The sequence below is a fragment of the Sphaerisporangium siamense genome (genome assembly GCF_014205275.1).
In the GTDB taxonomy this organism is placed as follows: domain Bacteria; phylum Actinomycetota; class Actinomycetes; order Streptosporangiales; family Streptosporangiaceae; genus Sphaerisporangium; species Sphaerisporangium siamense.
This window is the reverse complement of sequence record NZ_JACHND010000001.1, coordinates 4688272-4705921: the sequence shown is the minus strand read 5'-3', so window position 1 is coordinate 4705921 and position 17650 is coordinate 4688272. Positions and strand designations below refer to the sequence as shown.

General features: G+C 73.3%; 16 protein-coding genes. 5 read left to right on the top strand and 11 right to left on the bottom strand.

What is annotated here, in order from left to right; translation table 11 throughout:
* Window positions 1-88 precede the first annotated feature (88 nt).
* Complete coding sequence (locus tag BJ982_RS21790; protein WP_184882849.1) at window positions 89-1366, top strand: YncE family protein; 1278 nt, start codon at window positions 89-91, stop codon at window positions 1364-1366.
* A 148-nt stretch (window positions 1367-1514) separates the two neighbouring features.
* Window positions 1515-2174: a thymidine kinase gene (locus tag BJ982_RS21785; RefSeq protein ID WP_239122794.1), complete on the top strand. Its 660-nt coding sequence runs from the start codon at window positions 1515-1517 to the stop codon at window positions 2172-2174.
* A gap of 65 nt (window positions 2175-2239) precedes the next feature.
* Here the strand turns inward: BJ982_RS21785 and BJ982_RS21780 are convergent, their stop codons facing one another.
* The 5 genes from BJ982_RS21780 to BJ982_RS21760 all read right to left on the bottom strand — a co-directional run bounded on the left by BJ982_RS21780 (window position 2240) and on the right by BJ982_RS21760 (window position 6025).
* A complete protein-coding gene (locus BJ982_RS21780) occupies window positions 2240-3142 on the bottom strand; it encodes a hypothetical protein (protein ID WP_184882847.1) in 903 nt (300 codons plus the stop codon).
* A 271-nt stretch (window positions 3143-3413) separates the two neighbouring features.
* A complete protein-coding gene (locus BJ982_RS21775) occupies window positions 3414-4121 on the bottom strand; it encodes an SRPBCC family protein (RefSeq protein WP_184882845.1) in 708 nt (235 codons plus the stop codon).
* Between the two features lie 170 nt (window positions 4122-4291).
* Window positions 4292-4558: a hypothetical protein gene (locus tag BJ982_RS21770; protein WP_184882843.1), complete on the bottom strand. Its 267-nt coding sequence runs from the start codon at window positions 4556-4558 to the stop codon at window positions 4292-4294.
* 1 nt (window position 4559) lies between these two features.
* On the bottom strand, window positions 4560-5288 hold the full coding sequence (locus BJ982_RS21765) for a hypothetical protein (protein WP_184882842.1): 729 nt from the start codon (window positions 5286-5288) through the stop codon (window positions 4560-4562).
* Complete coding sequence (locus BJ982_RS21760) at window positions 5285-6025, bottom strand: Crp/Fnr family transcriptional regulator (protein ID WP_184882840.1); 741 nt, start codon at window positions 6023-6025, stop codon at window positions 5285-5287. The genes BJ982_RS21765 and BJ982_RS21760 overlap by 4 nt, the downstream gene beginning before the upstream one ends.
* 521 nt (window positions 6026-6546) lie before the next feature.
* Here BJ982_RS21760 and BJ982_RS21755 point away from each other — a divergent pair.
* Window positions 6547-7977 carry a cytochrome ubiquinol oxidase subunit I gene (locus tag BJ982_RS21755; RefSeq protein ID WP_184882838.1) on the top strand — a complete coding sequence of 477 codons (1431 nt, stop codon included), beginning with the start codon at window positions 6547-6549 and terminating at the stop codon, window positions 7975-7977.
* Window positions 7978-7986: 9 nt separating this feature from the next.
* On the top strand, window positions 7987-8928 hold the full coding sequence (gene cydB / locus BJ982_RS21750) for a cytochrome d ubiquinol oxidase subunit II (protein ID WP_184882836.1): 942 nt from the start codon (window positions 7987-7989) through the stop codon (window positions 8926-8928).
* A 61-nt stretch (window positions 8929-8989) separates the two neighbouring features.
* Here cydB and BJ982_RS21745 read toward each other — a convergent pair whose 3' ends face one another.
* The 6 genes from BJ982_RS21745 to BJ982_RS21720 all read right to left on the bottom strand — a co-directional run bounded on the left by BJ982_RS21745 (window position 8990) and on the right by BJ982_RS21720 (window position 15732).
* Window positions 8990-9373, bottom strand: a complete 384-nt coding sequence (locus BJ982_RS21745) for a hypothetical protein (RefSeq protein WP_184882834.1) — start codon at window positions 9371-9373, stop codon at window positions 8990-8992.
* 179 nt (window positions 9374-9552) lie between these two features.
* Window positions 9553-11943: an aerobic carbon-monoxide dehydrogenase large subunit gene (gene cutA, locus BJ982_RS21740; RefSeq protein WP_184882832.1), complete on the bottom strand. Its 2391-nt coding sequence runs from the start codon at window positions 11941-11943 to the stop codon at window positions 9553-9555.
* Complete coding sequence (locus BJ982_RS21735) at window positions 11940-12455, bottom strand: (2Fe-2S)-binding protein (RefSeq protein ID WP_184882831.1); 516 nt, start codon at window positions 12453-12455, stop codon at window positions 11940-11942. The genes cutA and BJ982_RS21735 overlap by 4 nt, the downstream gene beginning before the upstream one ends.
* A complete protein-coding gene (locus tag BJ982_RS40540) occupies window positions 12452-13363 on the bottom strand; it encodes an FAD binding domain-containing protein (RefSeq protein WP_184882829.1) in 912 nt (303 codons plus the stop codon). Before BJ982_RS40540 ends, BJ982_RS21735 begins: the two co-directional genes overlap by 4 nt.
* Window positions 13360-14724, bottom strand: coding sequence for a uracil-xanthine permease family protein (locus tag BJ982_RS21725; RefSeq protein WP_184882827.1), 1365 nt, complete (start codon window positions 14722-14724; stop codon window positions 13360-13362). The genes BJ982_RS40540 and BJ982_RS21725 overlap by 4 nt, the downstream gene beginning before the upstream one ends.
* 297 nt (window positions 14725-15021) lie before the next feature.
* Window positions 15022-15732, bottom strand: coding sequence for an ATP-binding protein (locus BJ982_RS21720; RefSeq protein WP_203958913.1), 711 nt, complete (start codon window positions 15730-15732; stop codon window positions 15022-15024).
* Between the two features lie 256 nt (window positions 15733-15988).
* Between BJ982_RS21720 and BJ982_RS21715 the strand changes: the two genes are divergently transcribed.
* Window positions 15989-17590, top strand: coding sequence for an NsdA family TPR-like regulatory protein (locus tag BJ982_RS21715; RefSeq protein WP_507763462.1), 1602 nt, complete (start codon window positions 15989-15991; stop codon window positions 17588-17590).
* The last annotated feature ends 60 nt before the right edge of the window (window positions 17591-17650 follow it).

Genomic DNA, 17650 nt, shown 5'->3' with positions numbered 1-17650 from the left:
GTCGTCGGCAGTTGTGCCCGGCCGCGCCGATCTCCGAACGCCGCGGAGAAGCCGGGAACCCCATGGCGGCGGGGGCGGTATGCAGGGCATGGAGCGACGCCATTTCCTGAGTTTCACCGGCGGTCTCGCGGGTGCCGCCCTGCTCACCTCGTGCACGGATCCCGATGCGGATCCCCCTCTCCCGGACCCGGGCCGGGTGCCCGCCGCCGCGGGCGCCTCCCCGCCCGCCGGGGACGTGCTGTACGCCGATGTTTCGGCCCATCTGTCCGCCGTGGACGCCGCCACCGGCGTGACCATCCTGTCCCTGAAGGACGCGGCCCCCGGGGCCGATCGGCGGCTCATGCACACCGTCACGGCGGCGAACACGCTGGTCACGCTGGACGCCCGGACCGGCGGAACCTTGATGCGGACCTCCGTCCCGCCGGGCCTGGTGGCGCGGGCGGTGGCGCCGTCCGGCACCGCGGTGGCCCTGGCCGCCCCCGCGCCCACCTCCCCGTACGGCGGTCCCGGACGGCGGGAGACGACCATCGTCGTGGCCGACCCCTCGGGCGGCAGGCCCCCGAAGACGCTGCGCCTGAAGGGCAACTTCGAGCCGGACTCCTTCAGCCTCGGCGGGACGGCGCTGTTCGTCCTCGAATACCTGCCCGCCACCCGGCCGGACCGCTACCGCGTGCGCATGTACGACCTGGACTCCGGCACGCTCGGGCCGCTGCTCACGCGGGAGAAGAAGCCGGTGCCGGCGGGCGCGGAGGAGACGATGCGCGGGGAGGGCCGGGTCGCGGTGCTCGCGCCGGACCACCGGCGCCTGTACACGCTCTACACCCACCAGCCCGGCCACCTGCACACGCGTGATCTGGTGGCCGGGCGCGGCACGGGCGTGCACGCGTTCGTGCACGTGCTCGACCTGGAGCAGCGGTGGGCGTACTGCCTGGACCTGCCCGAGCCGTTCGGGCGCGGCGCGGCGCGGGGGCACGCGCTGGCCGTCCACGGCGGGGCGCTGCATGTGTACGACGCGGCGAGCGGGACGGTCGTGCGGGCGGACACCGGCACGCTGCGGATCGAGCGCAGGGCGCGGATCGGCGCCGCCGGCGGCAGGGCCTCGGCCGTCGCGGCGGGCGGACGGCTGTACGTGGCCGCCGGGTCGTCGGTCCAGGTGGTGGACGGCGAGACGCTCCGGGCGCGCGAGAAGTGGCGGCTGCCGGGGGCGGCGGCCGGGATCGCGGCGGGCCCGGACGGCGTCGTGTACGCGGGGGTGCCCGGCGGCGTGCTCCGGTTCGAGGCGCGGGACGGCGCGCGTGGGAGGGAGACCTCCCGCACGCCGATCGTCGGCATGACGGCCCTGCGCTTCGCCGTCCCGGCCGTCTGAACCGGGCCGCGGATTCACCTCGCCGGGCGCCCCGGAGGTCCGGCTTCCTGACCCGCCCCACTGGGCACCCCTGAGGCTCGGCGTGCCGACCCGGTCTCGTGACCCGGTGGGGAGGGGATGCGGGGGGGCGTCTGTATGCTGCTGGGCCGTGAGCGAAACCCCCCTCCCGCCCCTATCGGACGCGCGCCGGGACGGCGTGCTGCGGTTCTTCCACGGTCCGATGGACTGCGGCAAGTCCACGCTGGCCCTGCAGATGAACTACAACCACGCCCGGCAGGGCAGGCGCGGGCTGGTGCTCACCAAGCACGACCGGTCCGGCGGCGCGCGGGTCACCAGTCGCATCGGGCTGGGGCTCGCGGCGATCGAGGTGGACGACGACCTCGACCTGGTCGGACTGGTCCAGTCCCGCGACGGCATCGACTACCTGATCTGCGACGAGGCGTGCTTCTACACCGTCGCCCAGATCGAGCAGCTCGCCGACCTGGTGGACCGGCACGGCGTGGACGTGTACGCCTTCGGTCTGGCCTCGGACTTCCGCTCGCGCATGTTCCCGGCGGCGCGGCGGCTGTTCGAGCTGGCCGACGAGGTGATGCGGCTGCAGGTCGAGGTGCTGTGCTGGTGCGGGCGGCAGGGCAGGCTGAACGCGCGCATCGTCGACGGGGTGATGGCGCGCACGGGCGAGCAGGTCGTGATCGCCGACACCGACGGGGCACAGGTGCACTACCGGGTGCTGTGCCGGCGGCACTACCGCAGCGGCGACCTCGGGCCCGCGGCACAGCCCCTGCTGTCGGCCGTCACCCCGGGCTGACCGGGCGGCGTCCGGGGCATGGCCCGCGGGCCTGACGGGCGGCTCCGGCCCGCCCGCGGCGCGGGTCAGGGGGCGGAGGCGATGTCGTCCATGCGGGCGGCGATCTGGACGGGGTCGCCGCCGAGCAGGGCGGAGGCCGCGCGCCACCAGGCGAACCACTCGCCGCTGCGCCACATCCAGTCGGAGCGCTCCACGGCGGCGACCACGTCGCCCTTGGCCTGCCACCACGGGCCGATCTGCCCGGCGGTGGCGCCGTGGCGCAGGGCCCAGTGGCGCAGCGTCTCGGCCACGCGCTGGTCGACGGTGACGGCGTACGGGTCCGGGTCCTCGCCGGGGAGGGGGTGCGGGCCGAGGCCGGCGGCGACGCCCCAGCTCCACTGCGCCTCGGCGGGGCGGGAGTAGCGCAGGGACGCGAAGTCGAGGTTGGAGCCGAGCGAGCCGTCCGGCCGCTCGACGACGACGGCGTCCACGCGTCCGCCCGCGTCGAAGGCGACGACGAGGCGCGCGCCGGGGGCCACGTCGGGAGGCAGCTCGACGCGGTCCTCGGCCTGCCAGGAGTTGAGGTCGACCGAGGCGATCGGCCGGCTCCACGCGACGTCGGCGGCGTCCTCGGAGATCCAGGAGGCGAGCATCTCCAGGACGGTGAGGTCGGTCCACGGCTCGATGGCCGTGCCGACGGCCAGAACCTCGTCGGGGGCGGGGATCTTCCCGTCGCGCGCGGACGTCCACCAGCTCTCGCCGAGCGCGCCCGTGCCGATGAGAAGGCCGGCGATGGCGGCCAGCTCGGAGGAGCGCCGGATGAGGGGCGCTCCCTGCGCGAGCTCGGCGCAGCGGGCCGCGCGGTCGCCGCCGAGCGCGGCTCCGGCCGCGTTCAGCAGGGACGCCGCCGTCGGGTGCTCCTCGCCGAGCAGGTCTTGGATGAGCCGCCGGGCCTGCGTCCGGGCGTCTTCCGCACGGAACTCTCGCATGCCCACCACGTTACGCCGGGAGATCCTCTTCCGCGAGACACCGTAACAAGATCGGGATCTACCCCGGGGGGACGGCGCTCGCGTGGCCGGGGCGGGGCGGTGGCGCGCAACCGGCGGGGGGTAAAGGCTGCGGCGAACCCGGCACGGCGACGTACCGGAACCTCCCCGCGAGCAGTGGAAAAATCTACGGCCCGGAGAGGCGTGCCCCTGGCTCCCTCCCCACGATCGGCGAGCATCAGGAGCCTCGATGCGCGCCGGCCGGGGCACGGGGTCAGCGGCGGCGTCCGGAGCGGCCGAGGAGCCAGCCGATGACGGCGCTGCCAAGGGAGATGCCCGCGCCCATGCCGAACGCCGTCAGCACCGGCCAGACCGGCGTACCGGCCCGCTCGGGGCGCGGGCGCTCGAAGACCTGGCCCGGCGCGGCATGCGCGATGACATCCGCCGTTCCGGCAAGCGCGGGGGCCGTCCCGGCCGGTACGGGGACGACCTCGCCCGCGGCGGGAGCCGTGACAGGGACGGTCTCGGGGGCGGTCCGGCGGAGGTGGTGGTCGACGGCGGTGAAGAACTCGCCCGCGGTCTTCTTGGCGACCGAGCCGAGGACGCGCTGCCCGACGCCGCCGATCATGCCGCCGACCACCGCCTCGGCGTCGTAGTCGACGCGGGTCGCGCCGCCGTCGACGCCCTCGACCTCGCTGAGGCGGACGCGCACGGTGGCGTCCACGGTGCCGGGCGCCCCGGTCCCGCGGGCGCGCAGCGTGAACGCCTCCGGCTCGTCGGGTTCGGACAGGGCGACCTCGCCCTCGTAGACGCCCTTGATGGAGGCGACGCCCGCGCTGACCGTCATGCGGTAGGTGTCGGCGCCGGCGGCCTCCAGGCGGCGGCAGCCGGGGATGGTGCGCACGAGCACCGCCGGATCCTGGAGCGCGGCCCAGACGCGGCCGCGCTCGGCCCCCACCACGGCACTGCCGACGACCTTCATGGACACCTCCGACGCCGTAAGACCAGAGACCCGCCGGCGGCCCGATGAGGGCGACACCTGCCCGCCAGAGGGGCGCGGCCCGTCAGGTCTCGCCCGGGAACCGAACGCCCGCGACGCGGATCACGCTAACACCTCACCCGGCCACCCACCCGCGTCCCCGGACCGATCCCTCAACTCTGGGAGCGGCGGCGCAGGGCGCGCCACAGGCGGGCGGGCAGGGCGGCTACGACGCCGAGGGCGTCGCGCGCCGCGTAGAAGGCTCCGCGGACGGCGTCGGCCATGGCCGGGCGCCGTCCCGCGCCGCGCTTGTACCGTTCCACGGCGCGGACGAGGTCGTCGAGACCCTCGTGGACCTCGCCGGGCCGGCGCCGCTCCCCGGGCGGGCGGCTCTCGGAGCCGGCCTCCCGGCTCTCCTCGTCGTCAGGTGTCGCGGCCATCTCAGAACTCGTCGATGTTGAGAACCGGGCCGGGACGCGCGTGCCGCCGCCGGGGGACGCCGAGCACCCGGTCGCGCCGGAACACGTGGCGGTCGGCGCCAGGGACGCTGATCCACGCCTCGGCGGGCGTGCCGTGCGCCTTGATCGTGAGCGGGTGGAAGGCGTGCCGCCTGAGGTCGCGGTGCTCGTGCTCGATCACGTCCTCGAAGAGCTGGGCCGAGATGGCGACGGCGAGGTCGGAGCCGGGGTGGCGCCGCAGCGCGTCCTTGAGCGCCTCGCTGTCGCGCATCATGCACACGGTGTCCACGGCCCTGCCGACGACGCCGCCCTCGCCGACGCTCGTGGGCCCCTGGTGGAAGGCGGCGCGCACCCGCGTCCTGGCGTCCGCGCCGGGACGGTCGTTGTGGCGTCCCAGGGCCAGGCGCAGTTCGCCGACGAACCCGGCGATGACGCGGGCCTCGTCCACGCCGGGCGGGAGCAGGAGGAGCAGGCCCCCGGACCGCCGCGGCGCCGCCCCCGCGGGGGCGCCGCGCTCGGCCAGGTAGAGCCGGTCGAGGCCGGCCCGTTCGCTCGCGTCCTCGACGATCCCGACGAGGGGCCGCCCGGCCGCGCCGTGCCCGTGGGCGTCCAGGGCGATGCAGAGCCGGCGCACCGGCCCGCCGGGCTCGTTGACCGGCGGTTTGCGGGCGACGCAGGGGCCGAGGCCGCGCCAGCGGCGTTCCCCGGTCACGCCGGGACCTCGTACTCCCAGGAGTGGCCGCCGAGCCCGGCGAGGCGGCGCAGCCTGCGGGCGTCGTGGACGACGAGGTGGTGGTAGCCGGTGCCGAGGATGCCTCCTCTGCGGAGCACGTCGAGGTCCCGGTGGACGGTCGGCTCGCACGCGCCGACGAGGGCGGCCAGCTCGGGCTGGGTGAGGTCCACGTCGATCATGACGCCCTCGCGCACGGAGGTGCCGTAGGAGTCGGCGAGCTCGGCGAGGACGCGGGTGAGGCGGGTGAGCGGGGGAAGGGCGGAGAACTCGACGCGCCGCCGGACGGAGGCGCGCTGGGCGGCGCGCCGCACCGCCGTGGCCGCCTCGGGGCAGCGCGCGAGGAAGCCGAGGAACGCCTGGCGCGGGATCGCGCGCATGAGGCAGTGGCCCGCCGCGGTGGCGGTGACCGCCGAGGGGCGGCCGTCCCGGGCGGCGAGGTCGCCGGCGAGGTCTCCGCCGACGCGCAGCCCGAGCAGCGCGGACCTGCCGCCCGCCGTCCTGGCGGTGATCTTGACGCAGGCGTCGAGGAGGAGGAACACCTCGGCCGGGGTCTCGCCCTCGGCGATCAGGGTCTCGCCGGCCGTGAGTTGCCTGGGCGTCCCGAGCGCGAGGAACCCGTCCCTGGCCGCCTCGCCGAGGCCGCCGAGCAGGCTGCCGGGAGGCCAGACCCCCACCTTGCGAATCTCACGGCGCCGCCCGATTTCGGGGCCGGTCATGGTCATCCTCCAGTGCGACGTGGCCGGCGTCCGCCGGCGAGCGGAGCCCGGGCCCCCACCCGTGCTGTCGGTGGTGAGAGGGTCCCGCGCGCCGACGACCGGGTGCCGGACGACCTCACAGAGCTGACGTACTGGTGGCAGGATCCGTGTACCGCGACCTGCCGATTGATGTGCCGTTCGTTGGTTTTTCAACTATGGGCGAAACTCCTTGCGGGGTCCTTGCGGACGGCTAACGGGGGACGCGAAAGATCACGGGGAGGGCCGCGGGGCGCCCGGCCGTCCCTCGGACGGCGTACCGGCGAATCACCCCGTGGGCGGACGCCGCCGCGTGTCCCCGCCCACGATGATGGGGGCGCCGCGCCAAGGGGGCGATGGGCCGCGCGCGAACCTGGGGAGGGGCGCGCGGCCTGGTGTGACGAAGATCGCAGAACACGCGGCGCCTCCCCTGAGGATTAGCTCTACAGCCTGTAGTACTACTAGAGGTAGCACTACGAGACGTAGAGCTCCGATGTGAGGGGCGCATGGACGCACTGGACCTGGCACGGTGGCAATTCGGGGTCACCACCGTGTACCACTTTCTCTTCGTACCCCTGACGATCGGCCTCGGCGTCTTCGTCGCCGGCCTCCAGACCGCATGGCACCGCACCGGCAAGGCGCACTACCTGCGGCTCACCAAGTTCTTCGGCAAGCTGTTCCTGATCAACTTCGCGATGGGCGTGGTGACCGGCCTGGTGCAGGAGTTCCAGTTCGGCATGAACTGGAGCGCCTACTCGACGTTCGTCGGCGACGTCTTCGGCGCGCCGCTCGCCCTGGAGGCCCTGCTGGCCTTCTTCCTGGAGTCCACGTTCCTCGGCCTGTGGATCTTCGGCTGGGACAGGCTCCCCAAGCGGATCCACCTGGCGTGCCTGTGGGCCGCCGTCATCGGCTCGAACCTGTCGGCCTACTTCATCCTGGCCGCCAACGCCTGGATGAAGCACCCCGTCGGGTACGAGGTCGTGGACGGCAAGGCCCGCATGACCGACCTGTGGGCCGTGCTCACCAACTCCACCGCGCTGGCGCAGGTGCCGCACGTCGTCGCGGCGGCCTTCATCGTCGCCGGCGGGTTCGTGATCGCGGTCAGCGGCTACCGCATCCTCCGCGAACGCCGCATGATCACCGACGGCGACGTCACCGTGCCGATGGCCAGGCCCGCCCGCGGGCGCGGCCCCGCCGACCCGATGATGTGGCGCACCAGCCTGCGCGCCGCGCTGGTGATGACCGCCATCGCGGGAGCGGTCGTCGCGGGCACCGGCGACATGTCCGGGCAACTGCTGCGCGACCAGCAGCCGATGAAGCTGGCCGCCGCCGAGGGCCTGCGGCACGACCAGAAAGGCGCGCCGGCCTCGATCGTCCCCGGCGTCGAGGTGCCGTACGTGCTCAGCCTGCTGGCAGCGCACGACCCGAACGCCGAGGTCCAGGGCATCGAGGACATCCAGCGGCGGTACGCCGAGCGGTACGGGGAGGCCGACTACCGGCCGAACGTGCCGGTCGTGTTCTGGTCGTTCCGCGTGATGATCGGGTTCGGGCTGGCCACGGTGGGCCTGTCGCTGCTCGGGCTGTGGCTGACCCGGCGCCGCCGGGGCACCCCCGACTGGTTCGCCCGCGCGTGCCTTCTCGCCCTGCCGCTGCCCACGCTGGCCATCGTCGCCGGATGGCTGCTCAGCGAGATCGGACGCCAGCCGTGGACCGTCCAGGGGGAGCTGCTGACCGCGGCGAGCGTGTCCCCGAGCGTGAGCGTGACCGAAGTCGCGATCTCCCTGGCGCTGTTCACGGCCCTGTACGGAGCGCTCGCGGTCGCCGAGGGATGGCTGCTGGCCCGCCACGTCAAGGCGGGACCCGAGCCCGTCGTCCCCGCCCCGCGCGTCCCCGACGACGCCGAGCCCGCGCGGCTCGCGCCGACCCTCATGTACTAGGAGCCCCCCATGGACGTCACCACCTTCTGGTTCCTGGTCGTCGCGTTCCTGTGGACCGGGTACTTCGTGCTCGAAGGCTTCGACTTCGGCGTCGGCGCGCTGCTGCCCCTGGTCGCGCGCGGCGAGGCCGAGCGGCGTCAGGCGCTCGCCACCATCGGCCCGGTGTGGGACGGCAACGAGGTGTGGCTGATCACGGCCGTCGGCGCGATGTTCGCCGCCTTCCCCGCCTGGTACTCGGGGTTCCTCAGCGGCTTCTACCTGCCGCTGGTCATGGTGCTCGCCGGGCTCATCGTGCGCGGCGTCGCCCTGGAGTGGCGCGGCAAGGTCGAGGGCCGCGAACGGGCGGTGTGCGACGCGGGCATCGTCACCGGCAGCGTGCTCACCGCGTTCCTGTGGGGCGGCATCTTCGGGCACATGCTGTCGGGCACGCTCGCCGGCACGCTGGTCGGCGGGGCGCTGTCGCTCTCGCTGGCCATGCTGCACGGCGGGGTGTTCCTCGCGCTCAAGACGACCGGCCCGCTGCGGGCCCGCGCCCGGCGCGCCGCGCTGACGGCCGCGGCCGTCGCCGTCCCCGCCGCGGCGCTCGCCCTGCCGGGGGTGCCCGCGGCGATCGGTCCGGCCGGGGCCGCGGGCGCGGACTGGACGGCGCACCCGCTGGTGTGGGCGGCGGCGGTGGCCGCGATGGTCGCGCTGGCCGCCGGGGTGGCGCTCGTCTGGCGCCGGCGCGAGGGCTGGGCGTTCACGGCGACCGCCGGGTCGATCACGCTGCTCACCGCCACGGTGTTCGCGGTGCTGTGGCAGGCTCCCCTGCCGGGCCTGACGGTCGCGGGGGCCGCCTCCGGGCCGTACACGCTGGGGTTGCTCACCTGGATCGGTCTCATCGCGCTGCCGTTCGTGCTGGGTTACCAGGCGTGGACGTACTGGGTGTTCCGCAAGCGCGTCACGGCCTGAGCCCCGGAGACGCCCGCGGGCGCGGACCGTGGGGTCCGCGCCCGCTTCGCGCTCCGCCGGTTCAGCAGCGGGGGGCGACGGCGTCGATCTTGCCGCCGAAGTCGTTCTTGTAGACCTTGCGGTAGTCGCCCTTGCGGACCACCCGCGTCTCCTTGCGGTCGGGCACGTGGATCCAGTTGATGAAGCAGCCGTCGGCGTCGGCCTTGAACGAGCCCACGTTGTCGTGCAGGGCGGGCGGCACGTCCACGTACCCGTTCCCCGGGTTCCAGCACCACGAGGTGCCGCCGTAGTCCTTGCCGGACCAGAGACAGATGTCGCCGGGCCCCTTGTTCGCGTCCTTCTCCCCCGTCGTGCCCGCCGGAGCCGGGCCGGCGATGGCCACCATGGCCAAGCAGGCGACACCGGCCGCCGCGGCGATTCGTGCACTCCAGGACGCTGGCTTCATGACGCTTTCCTCCTCGTGTCGGTCGTGCCGGGAGTCCGGCCGCCGGCGGCGGCGATCTCCCGGCGTCTTCCGTCACGGACTGTAGCAACATCGCGACACACTGTGATCTGTACGGGTGGTCACAGGAGTCGGACGGGCGGGGCCGAAAACACTCACCGTGTCGCCATGGACACGAGGGGTCAGGGCCGGGCGCGCGCCCGCAGGTCGTGCAGGTCGGAGGGCGAAATGGGCATCCGGTCGATCGCGATGCCCTCGGCGTCCTCGACGGCCGCGGCGATCACGGCCGAGACCGGGATGACCCCGGCCTCCCCCGCGCCCTTGATGCCGAGAGGGTTCAGCGGCGACGGCGTCTCCAGGTGCCCGGTCTCGATGCGCGGCACCTCGGTGGCGTACGGCATCAGGAAGTCCATGAACGAGGCGTTGAGCAACTGGCCGTGCCCGTCGTAGGCCATGCGCTCGTACAACGCCCCGCCGACCCCCTGCGCCACCCCGCCGTGGATCTGCCCCTCGACGATCATGGGGTTGACGAGCCTGCCGCAGTCGTGGACGACCGCGTAGCGCAGGATGCGGATCTCGGCGGTGTCCGGGTCGGTCTCGACGATGGCGGCGTGCATGCCGGAGGCGAACGTCGAGCGGACCGGCGAGTAGTAGTCACGGCCCTCAAGGCCCGGCTCCTCGCCCTCCTCGACCGGCGGCCGGTCCGGGGAGGCGGCGCCGGAGAACTGGGTGGCCCGCGCGGCCTCCTCGTCGAAGGCGTAGCGCAGCGGGTTGGACAGCACGGCGACGGTCGCCAGCGGGATCGACGCCTGGGGGTTCCCCGCCACGCGCACCTCGCCGTCCTCGATCGTCAGGTCGCGCGGGTCGGCCTCCAGCGCCTCCGCGGCCACGCGCAGCGCCTTCTCGCGCACCTTGCGGCAGGCCAGCGCGATGGCGTTCCCGCTCATCACCGCGGCCCGCGAGGCGAAGGTGCCGACCGCGTAGCCGAAGCGCCGCGTGTCGCCGGTCACCACCGAGACCGCGTCCAGCGGGACGCCGAGCTCGGTGGCGGCGATCTGCGCGAACACCGTCTCGTGCCCCTGCCCCTGGGAGGTGAGCCCGGTCGAGACGTGCACCCGCCCGTCGGAGGTGACCTGCACGTGGCCGCCCTCGTAGGGGCCGACGCCGGTGCCCTCCACGTAGCAGGCGAGGCCGATGCCGATGCGGCGCCCGCCGGCGGCGGCGCGCGCCTTCTCCGCCGCGAAGCCGTCCCAGCCGATCATCTCCTTGAGCATGCGCATCGAGGCCGGGTAGTCGCCGCTGTCGTAGATGAGGGGACGGCCGTCCTGGAAGATCAGCCCCTGGTCGTAGGGGAACTCGGACGGCTGGATGAAGTTGGCCTCGCGCACCGCCGCCCGGTCCAGGCCCAGGTGGGCGGCGATCTTGTCGATCGTGCGCTCCATGCAGAACGCGGCCTGCGGGCGGCCCGCGCCCCGGTACGGCGTGACCTGCACGGTGTTGGTGTAGATCGAGGAGAACTCGACGCGGTAGGCGCCCACGCGGTAGGGGCCGAGGATCTGGGTGCTGGTGATGATCGGGACGATGATGCCGTACGGGGTGTAGGCGCCGTGGTCGTGCAGGATCGTCACGTCCAGGCCGAGCAGGCGGCCCTCGCCGTCGAAGCCCGCCCGCACGTGGTGCACTTGGCCGCGCTCGTGCGCCGAGGAGACGAAGTGCTCGCGGCGGTCCTCGGCCCACTTCACCTCGCGGCCGAGCAGCATGGCCGCCCACGGCACCAGCACCTCCTCCGGCCAGGGGTGCACGATCTTCACGCCGAAGCCGCCGCCGACGTCCGGGGCGATCACCTCGACCGAGGGCAGGGGCAGCCCGAGCTTGGCGGCGACGGCCATGCGGACGCTGGTGGAGGTCTGGGTGGAGGAGTAGACGCGCAGCGAGCGGTCGTCGGCGTCCCACCGGGCGTAGACGCCGCGGCCCTCCAGGGGCATGGACGCGCTGCGCTCGATGTCCAGCCGGAACTCCAGGCTGTGCGGGGCCCCGGCGATCGCGTCACGCGCGCCGAGACCCGCCGCCGAGGGGACCTCCTGGACGAGGTGCGCGCCGACGTTGCCGGGGACGTCCTGGTGGACCAGGTGGGCGCCCCGCGCAGCCTCCTCGATGCCGACCACCGGCTTGAGGACCTCGTAGTCCACCTGGACCAGCGCGGCGGCGTCCTCGGCGAGGTAGCGGTCGCGCGCCACGACCATGGCGACCGGCTCGCCGACGTGCCGCACGACTTCTCTCGCCAGGGGGTGGGCGGTGCGCCCGTGCGTCAGCGCGGGGTGCGGGATCAGCAGGGGCAGCGGGTCGCGCACCCGCTCGGGCAGGTCCTCCCAGGTGTAGACGGCGACCAGGCCGTCCACGTCCAGGGCGGCCGACACGTCGATGTCGCGGATGCGGGCGTGGGCGTGCGGGGAGCGGACGAACGCCGCGGCCAGGGCCGTGCGCCCGAGGTCGTCCAGGAAGCGGCCCTGCCCGGTGAGGAGCCGGGGGTCCTCCCTGCGCCGGACCGGCTCGCCGAACAGCTTCGTCGTCACGGCCGCTCACCCGTCACCGGCTCTTCTCCCGTCTGCGCGGTCAGCTCCGCTGCGCGGTGGACCGCCTTCACGATGTTCTGGTAGCCGGTGCACCGGCACAGGTTTCCCGAGATGCCCTCGACCACCTCGTCGCCGGACGGGGCGGGGTTGTCGCGCAGCAGCGCGGTGACCGTGCACAGGAAGCCGGGGGTGCAGAAGCCGCACTGCAGGGCGTGGCACTCGGCGAACGCCCGTTGCACCGGCGACAGGGCGCCGTCCGGCCCGGCCAGCCCCTCGACCGTGGTGATCTCGTGGCCGTCGGCCGTCACCGCGAGCGTCAGGCACGAGCGTACCGGCGCGCCGTCCAGCAGGACCGTGCAGCATCCGCAGACGCCGTGCTCGCAGCCGACGTGGGTGCCGGTGAGGCCGAGGTCGTGGCGCAGGCAGTCCGACAGCAGCCGGCGGGCGGGCACCTCGGCCTCGCGCACGACGCCATTGACGGTCAGCGCGATCGGGTGCGGCCGCTCGCTCACTCCGCTCCCCCTGTCACTCCGCCTGCCGCTCTTTCCTCCGCGCGCCCGGCCTCGGCGGCGGCCAGGCGCAGCGCCCGCACGGCCAGCACGCCGGTCAGGTGCCCGCGGTAGCGCGCGGACGCGTGGATATCCTCCTCGGGGTCCACGTTCCCGCGCACGGCGTCCGCCACCGCGTCCCAGGGGACCGACGCGGCCGGGCGCCGCGCGCAGGCGTCGGTCACGTCCACCGTCACCGGGACCGGCCCCGCGCTCACGCACGCGACCCTGGCCGCCGTGACGCGCAGGTCCTCGTCCAGGCCCACCACGGCGGCGGCGCCGGCGATCGCGTAGTCGCCGTGGCGGCGCGCGACCTCCTGGAAGGCCGAGCCCGTGCGGGGCGGCGGGGACGGGAAGAACGCCGAGACGGCCAGCTCCCCCGGCTCCAGGGCCGACTCCAGCGGCCCGGTGAAGAACGCTTCCGCGGGGACGTCGCGCGTGGCGCCGCCGTGCCGTGCCAGCCGCACCGAGCCGCCGAGCACGGCCAGCACGGCGGGCAGCTCGGCCGAGGGGTCGGCGTGGACGAGGCTGCCGACGACCGTGCCGCGGTTGCGGATCACCGGGTGCGCCACCAGCCGCAGCGCGGCGCGCAGCAGCGGCTGGACCCGCGCCGCCGCCGGGGACCTCTCCACGGCCGCGTGCCTGGCCAGCGCGCCGACGCGCACCCCGCCCGGCTCGACCTCCAGGGTGTCGAGCGCGGCGACGCGGTTGATGTCCACCAGGCACGACGGCGCGGCCAGGCGCATGTTCAGCAGAGGGATCAGGCTCTGGCCCCCGGCCAGCACCTTGCCGCCCTCCCCGGACGCGGCCAGGACCTCCAGGGTCTCGGCCACGTCCCGTGGGGCGTGGTAGTCGAACGGAGGTGGCTTCACGTGCCGGTTTCGCTCTCCCTCACGGTCGCGGGCGACGCGCCGGGCGAGGGCCGCGGCGTACCGGCGATGGCGCGCAGCAGGTGGTGGCCGCCCAGCACGACGATCGTGCCGAGCGCGATGCCGGCCAGCGAGAAATGTTCGCCGATCTGGTGCGACACCGGGCCGATGGCGAGGATGATCCCCGCGCCGGCCGGCACCATGTTGACGGGGTCGGAGAGGTCGACGCGGTTCTCTATCCAGATCTTCGCGCCCAGGAGGCCGATCATGCCGTACAGGATGACGGTGATGCCCCCCAGGACGCCACCCGGGGTCGCGGCGATCAGCGCGCCGAACTTCGGGCACAGGCCGAACAGGATCGCCACGACGGCGGCGATGTAGTAGGCGGCCGTGGAGTAGACGCGGGTGGCGGCCATGACGCCGATGTTCTCGGCGTAGGTCGTGGTGGGCGAGCCGCCGACCGCCGTGGCCACCACCGTGCCGACGCCGTCGGCGAGCACGGCCCTGCCCATGTACGGGTCCACGTCGGCGCCGGTCATCTCGCCGACGGCCTTGACGTGGCCGATGTTCTCGGCGATCAGCGCGATCACGGCCGGCAGGACGAGCACGACGGCCGACCCGGTGAAGCCGGGGGCGTGGAAGTCGGGCAGGCCGAACCACGGGGCGTCCGCGACCGGCTGGAAGTTCACGCGGGCGTGCGTGTCCACCTTGCCGGTGGCGGCGTTGTACGCCGTGATGTTCCCGAAGATCTTGTCGGCGCCGACCGAGAGCAGAAAGCCGGCGACCAGGCCGAGCAGGATGCCGATGCGGCCGGCGAAGCCCTTGAAGGCCACGATGATGACGAACGTGACGAGCATCGTGGTCAGCGCGATCCACTGGTCCTGCGGCCAGTAGACGTCGGCCACGACGTACGCGAGGCCGAACCCGATCAGCATCACGACGGCGCCGGTCACCACCGGCGGGAAGACGCGGTTGATGGACCGCACGCCCAGGTAGTGGATGGCCACGCCGCACAGCGCCAGCACGACGCCCGCCACCAGGATCGCCCCGGTGACCGTGGCGTCGTCGCCGCCCGCCGCGCGGATCGCGACCACGGCGCCCACGAACGACGCCGAGGTGCCCAAATAGCTCGGAATCCTCCCTTGCACGATGAGCAGGAAGACGATCGTGGCGACGCCGGACATCATGATCGCGACATTGGCGTTCAGGCCCATGATCAGCGGGAACACGAACGTCGCGCCGAACATGGCGATGACGTGCTGCGCGCCGAACCCGGCCATCCGCGGCCAGCTCAGCCGCTCGTCCGGCCTGACCACCTCTCCGGGCGCCGGCCCCCGCCCGTCCCCGTGCACCTTCCAGACCATTGCAGCCCCTTCGCTAGCCGGGCCGGGGGTCGGTGGCCACCCCGCAGGCGGACCTCCGCGGCGCTTTCCTGTCGTACGTGGTGCCATGCCACCACGCCCGGTCCAGGCCCCGCGCGCTCACCGTGACCGCCCGGTTCCTCTCCCGCTGCGGGCAGATTAGACCCGTTCCCCGCCACCGACACGGTAAGGACCTGCCAAACGTGCCCCGCGCCCCCGCAATCTCCTTACACGACGCCGCGCTCGGGCTCTGTTCCTAGACGCTTCGCCGGGAACCGGCCCTCTTCCGCCCGATCATGCTCAGCGTCCGGCGAGATTTCGGCAGATCGTTTCCGTGATCTCCTCTCTGGTGACGGGAGCACCGCCTCCATCGAACGTCGGCCACTCCAGAGGGCCGTGGTCGATGGGCGCGCTCAGATAAGCCCATACGCGATGGCCGGTCACGGGACCGCCCTGGTGACCGCATCGGCGGGCGAGAGCGGAGACGATCGTCAGCCCGCGACCGCTTTCTTCGATCGCGGGATCACGGCCATCCACCTCGCGGGGACTCCCCGGCAGGTCCTCGCCCCCCAGCCGGGGGACTCCTCCCCCGCCGAGGTCGTACACCGTGATCAGCACGCCCGCGGCAGCCGCCGGACTCCTGAGCGGCCTCTGACGAGCCGAGGTGAAGGTGACCTCCACGGTGAAGTGGCCGCCGGACGCCCCGCTGCGGGTGTGACGCACGGCGTTGCCCGCCAGCTCACCGACGATCAGCTCGGCGTCGATGGCGAACATGGTGTCACCAAGGAGGAACCGGACGAACCTCCTGCTCTGCGAAACCTGGTCGGGCCTACCGAGGTAGGCGCGTCTCCACATGAGGAGCTCCGGGCCGAGCCGTACGGACTCGTCCAGCGGCGCGAAGGGGGACGCGCGCCCGTGATCGAGCGAGCCCCGCCCTTCCCGTCCAGGCTCTCCGGCCTGGTCGGCCTGGTCGGCCTGGTCGCCCTGGTCGGGTGGTCTGGTCACCGCCATGGGCGCCTCCTCCGGCTGCGGGTGGCACGGTTCCTGCTGAGGATGGGAAGACATGGACACGGGCCAAACGATGGCCGTGCGGGCGTACGTCGTTGATCCCGCCCTCACCCCAGGCGACCTCCCACGGAAACCTCACGGCGACGTGGGGAAACGCGCGCGGCGAAGAGATCATTCCCAGTTGGTCGCGGGCCGGATATCGCAATGAACATCATTCTAAGTAGTTGAACGAGTACTCTGCGTAGATGATTTCTTGACTGTGCGAAGGACCTGGGAGGCGCGCGGCATGTCGGGCGAAGGCATTCACCCCCTGATGGAGTGCCGGCGGCGCAGCGCGACGCTGCGCGGCAAGGGCTACAGCTATGACCAGATCGCCGAGGTCTTCTCGATGTACCACGATGTCAGTCCGCTGCGGCTGTACCGCTACGCCTACGGGCTCACCGCCGCCGAGGCCGCCGCGCGGTACAACGACGTGGACCCGGCGGGCACCGCCGCGCTGCGGGAGTCGCGGCTGTACGAGTTCGAGTACTGGCCGCGCCACGGCATACGCCCGTCGGCCCGCGCGATAGCCCTGTTCGCCCACGTCTACCGCACCTCCGCCCGCCGCCTGGTCACCGACGCCGTCTACGCGTCCTACACCCCCGCCGACCGCGACCTGATAGACCGCACGGACCACGGTTCGCACCCATCCCACCGGCCCCTTCGCGCCCCGGCCACGCCCGCCCGCCATGTCACCATGAGTCAGGAAGCGGCACGCCCGATGGCTCCGGTCCTCACCCCCAAGGACTGCGCCGCCCTGCTGCGTGCTCTCGCAGCCGAGGAGGCCGATGTGAAACGTCGCGATCTACTCTTCGAACTCACCCTGGCCTTCGGCGGCGCACCGGCCCTGGTCCTCCTGCGGCACCTGTCGCCGCCCGAGAAGGATCGGCTGGCGTCCGCCGTCAGAGCCTCCACCCGCGTCGACGCCGCGACGGTGGACGTGATCGAGAAACTGACCGCTCGCTGCCGCCGCCTTGACGACGACTTCGGCCCCGAGACCGTGCTGCCGATCGTGGACGGCCAACGCTCGCTCGTAGCCGATTTCCTCTCCAACGAGGTCTTGCCGCCGGGTTTGCGGGACCGGCTCACCCGCACGTACGCGGAACTCAGCCAGCTCGCCGGATGGCTGCATCACGATCTGCTGGACCATGCCGGAGCCCGCCTCCGATATCAGGAGGGGCTGACCGCCGCCCACCAGATCGCCGACCGCACCCTCATCGCCTACCTGCACACGTGTCTCGCCAACCTGTCCCGCTACCAAGGCCACATCGGGCAAGCCCTCGACCACATCTACGCCGCAGAGGGATGGGTGCGTCACAGCCCGAGCCCCCTCCTTCGATCCGTGCACGCCGTGGACCTCGCCCGGATCCTCGCCGTACACGGAAGCGCCCGCGACAGCGCCCAGGCGCTCGGCCTGTCCCTCCACTTCGCGGAACAGCCGAGAACCGAGGCCGACCCCTCCTACCTCTACTGGTGGTCCGCCAAGGGAGTCGAAAGGCACACGGCGGCCTGCACGCTCGCCTGGGGCCGCCCCGACGACGCGATCCACACGGCGGAACGAGCCCTGGCAGGGGAGATGCGCAGGCCCGCACGTGGCAGAACCCTCCTCGAATACGCGGAGGCCCTCATCCAGAAGCGCGAAATCCCCGCCGCCGCCGACAAGATCCGCGAAGCGGCCCAGATCACCGTAGGCCACAGCTCCGGCCGCCTTGCCGACTCCATCCGAGAGGCCCGAGCCCACCTCCACCCCTGGTCCGGCAACAAACACATCCGCACCCTCGACGAACAACTCCACTCCCTGGGCATCACAACGACCCCCTAACGGGCCACATCCCCACCTATGCCCAACGAGGGCGAAGCCCCAATGAACACAGCCCGAGCG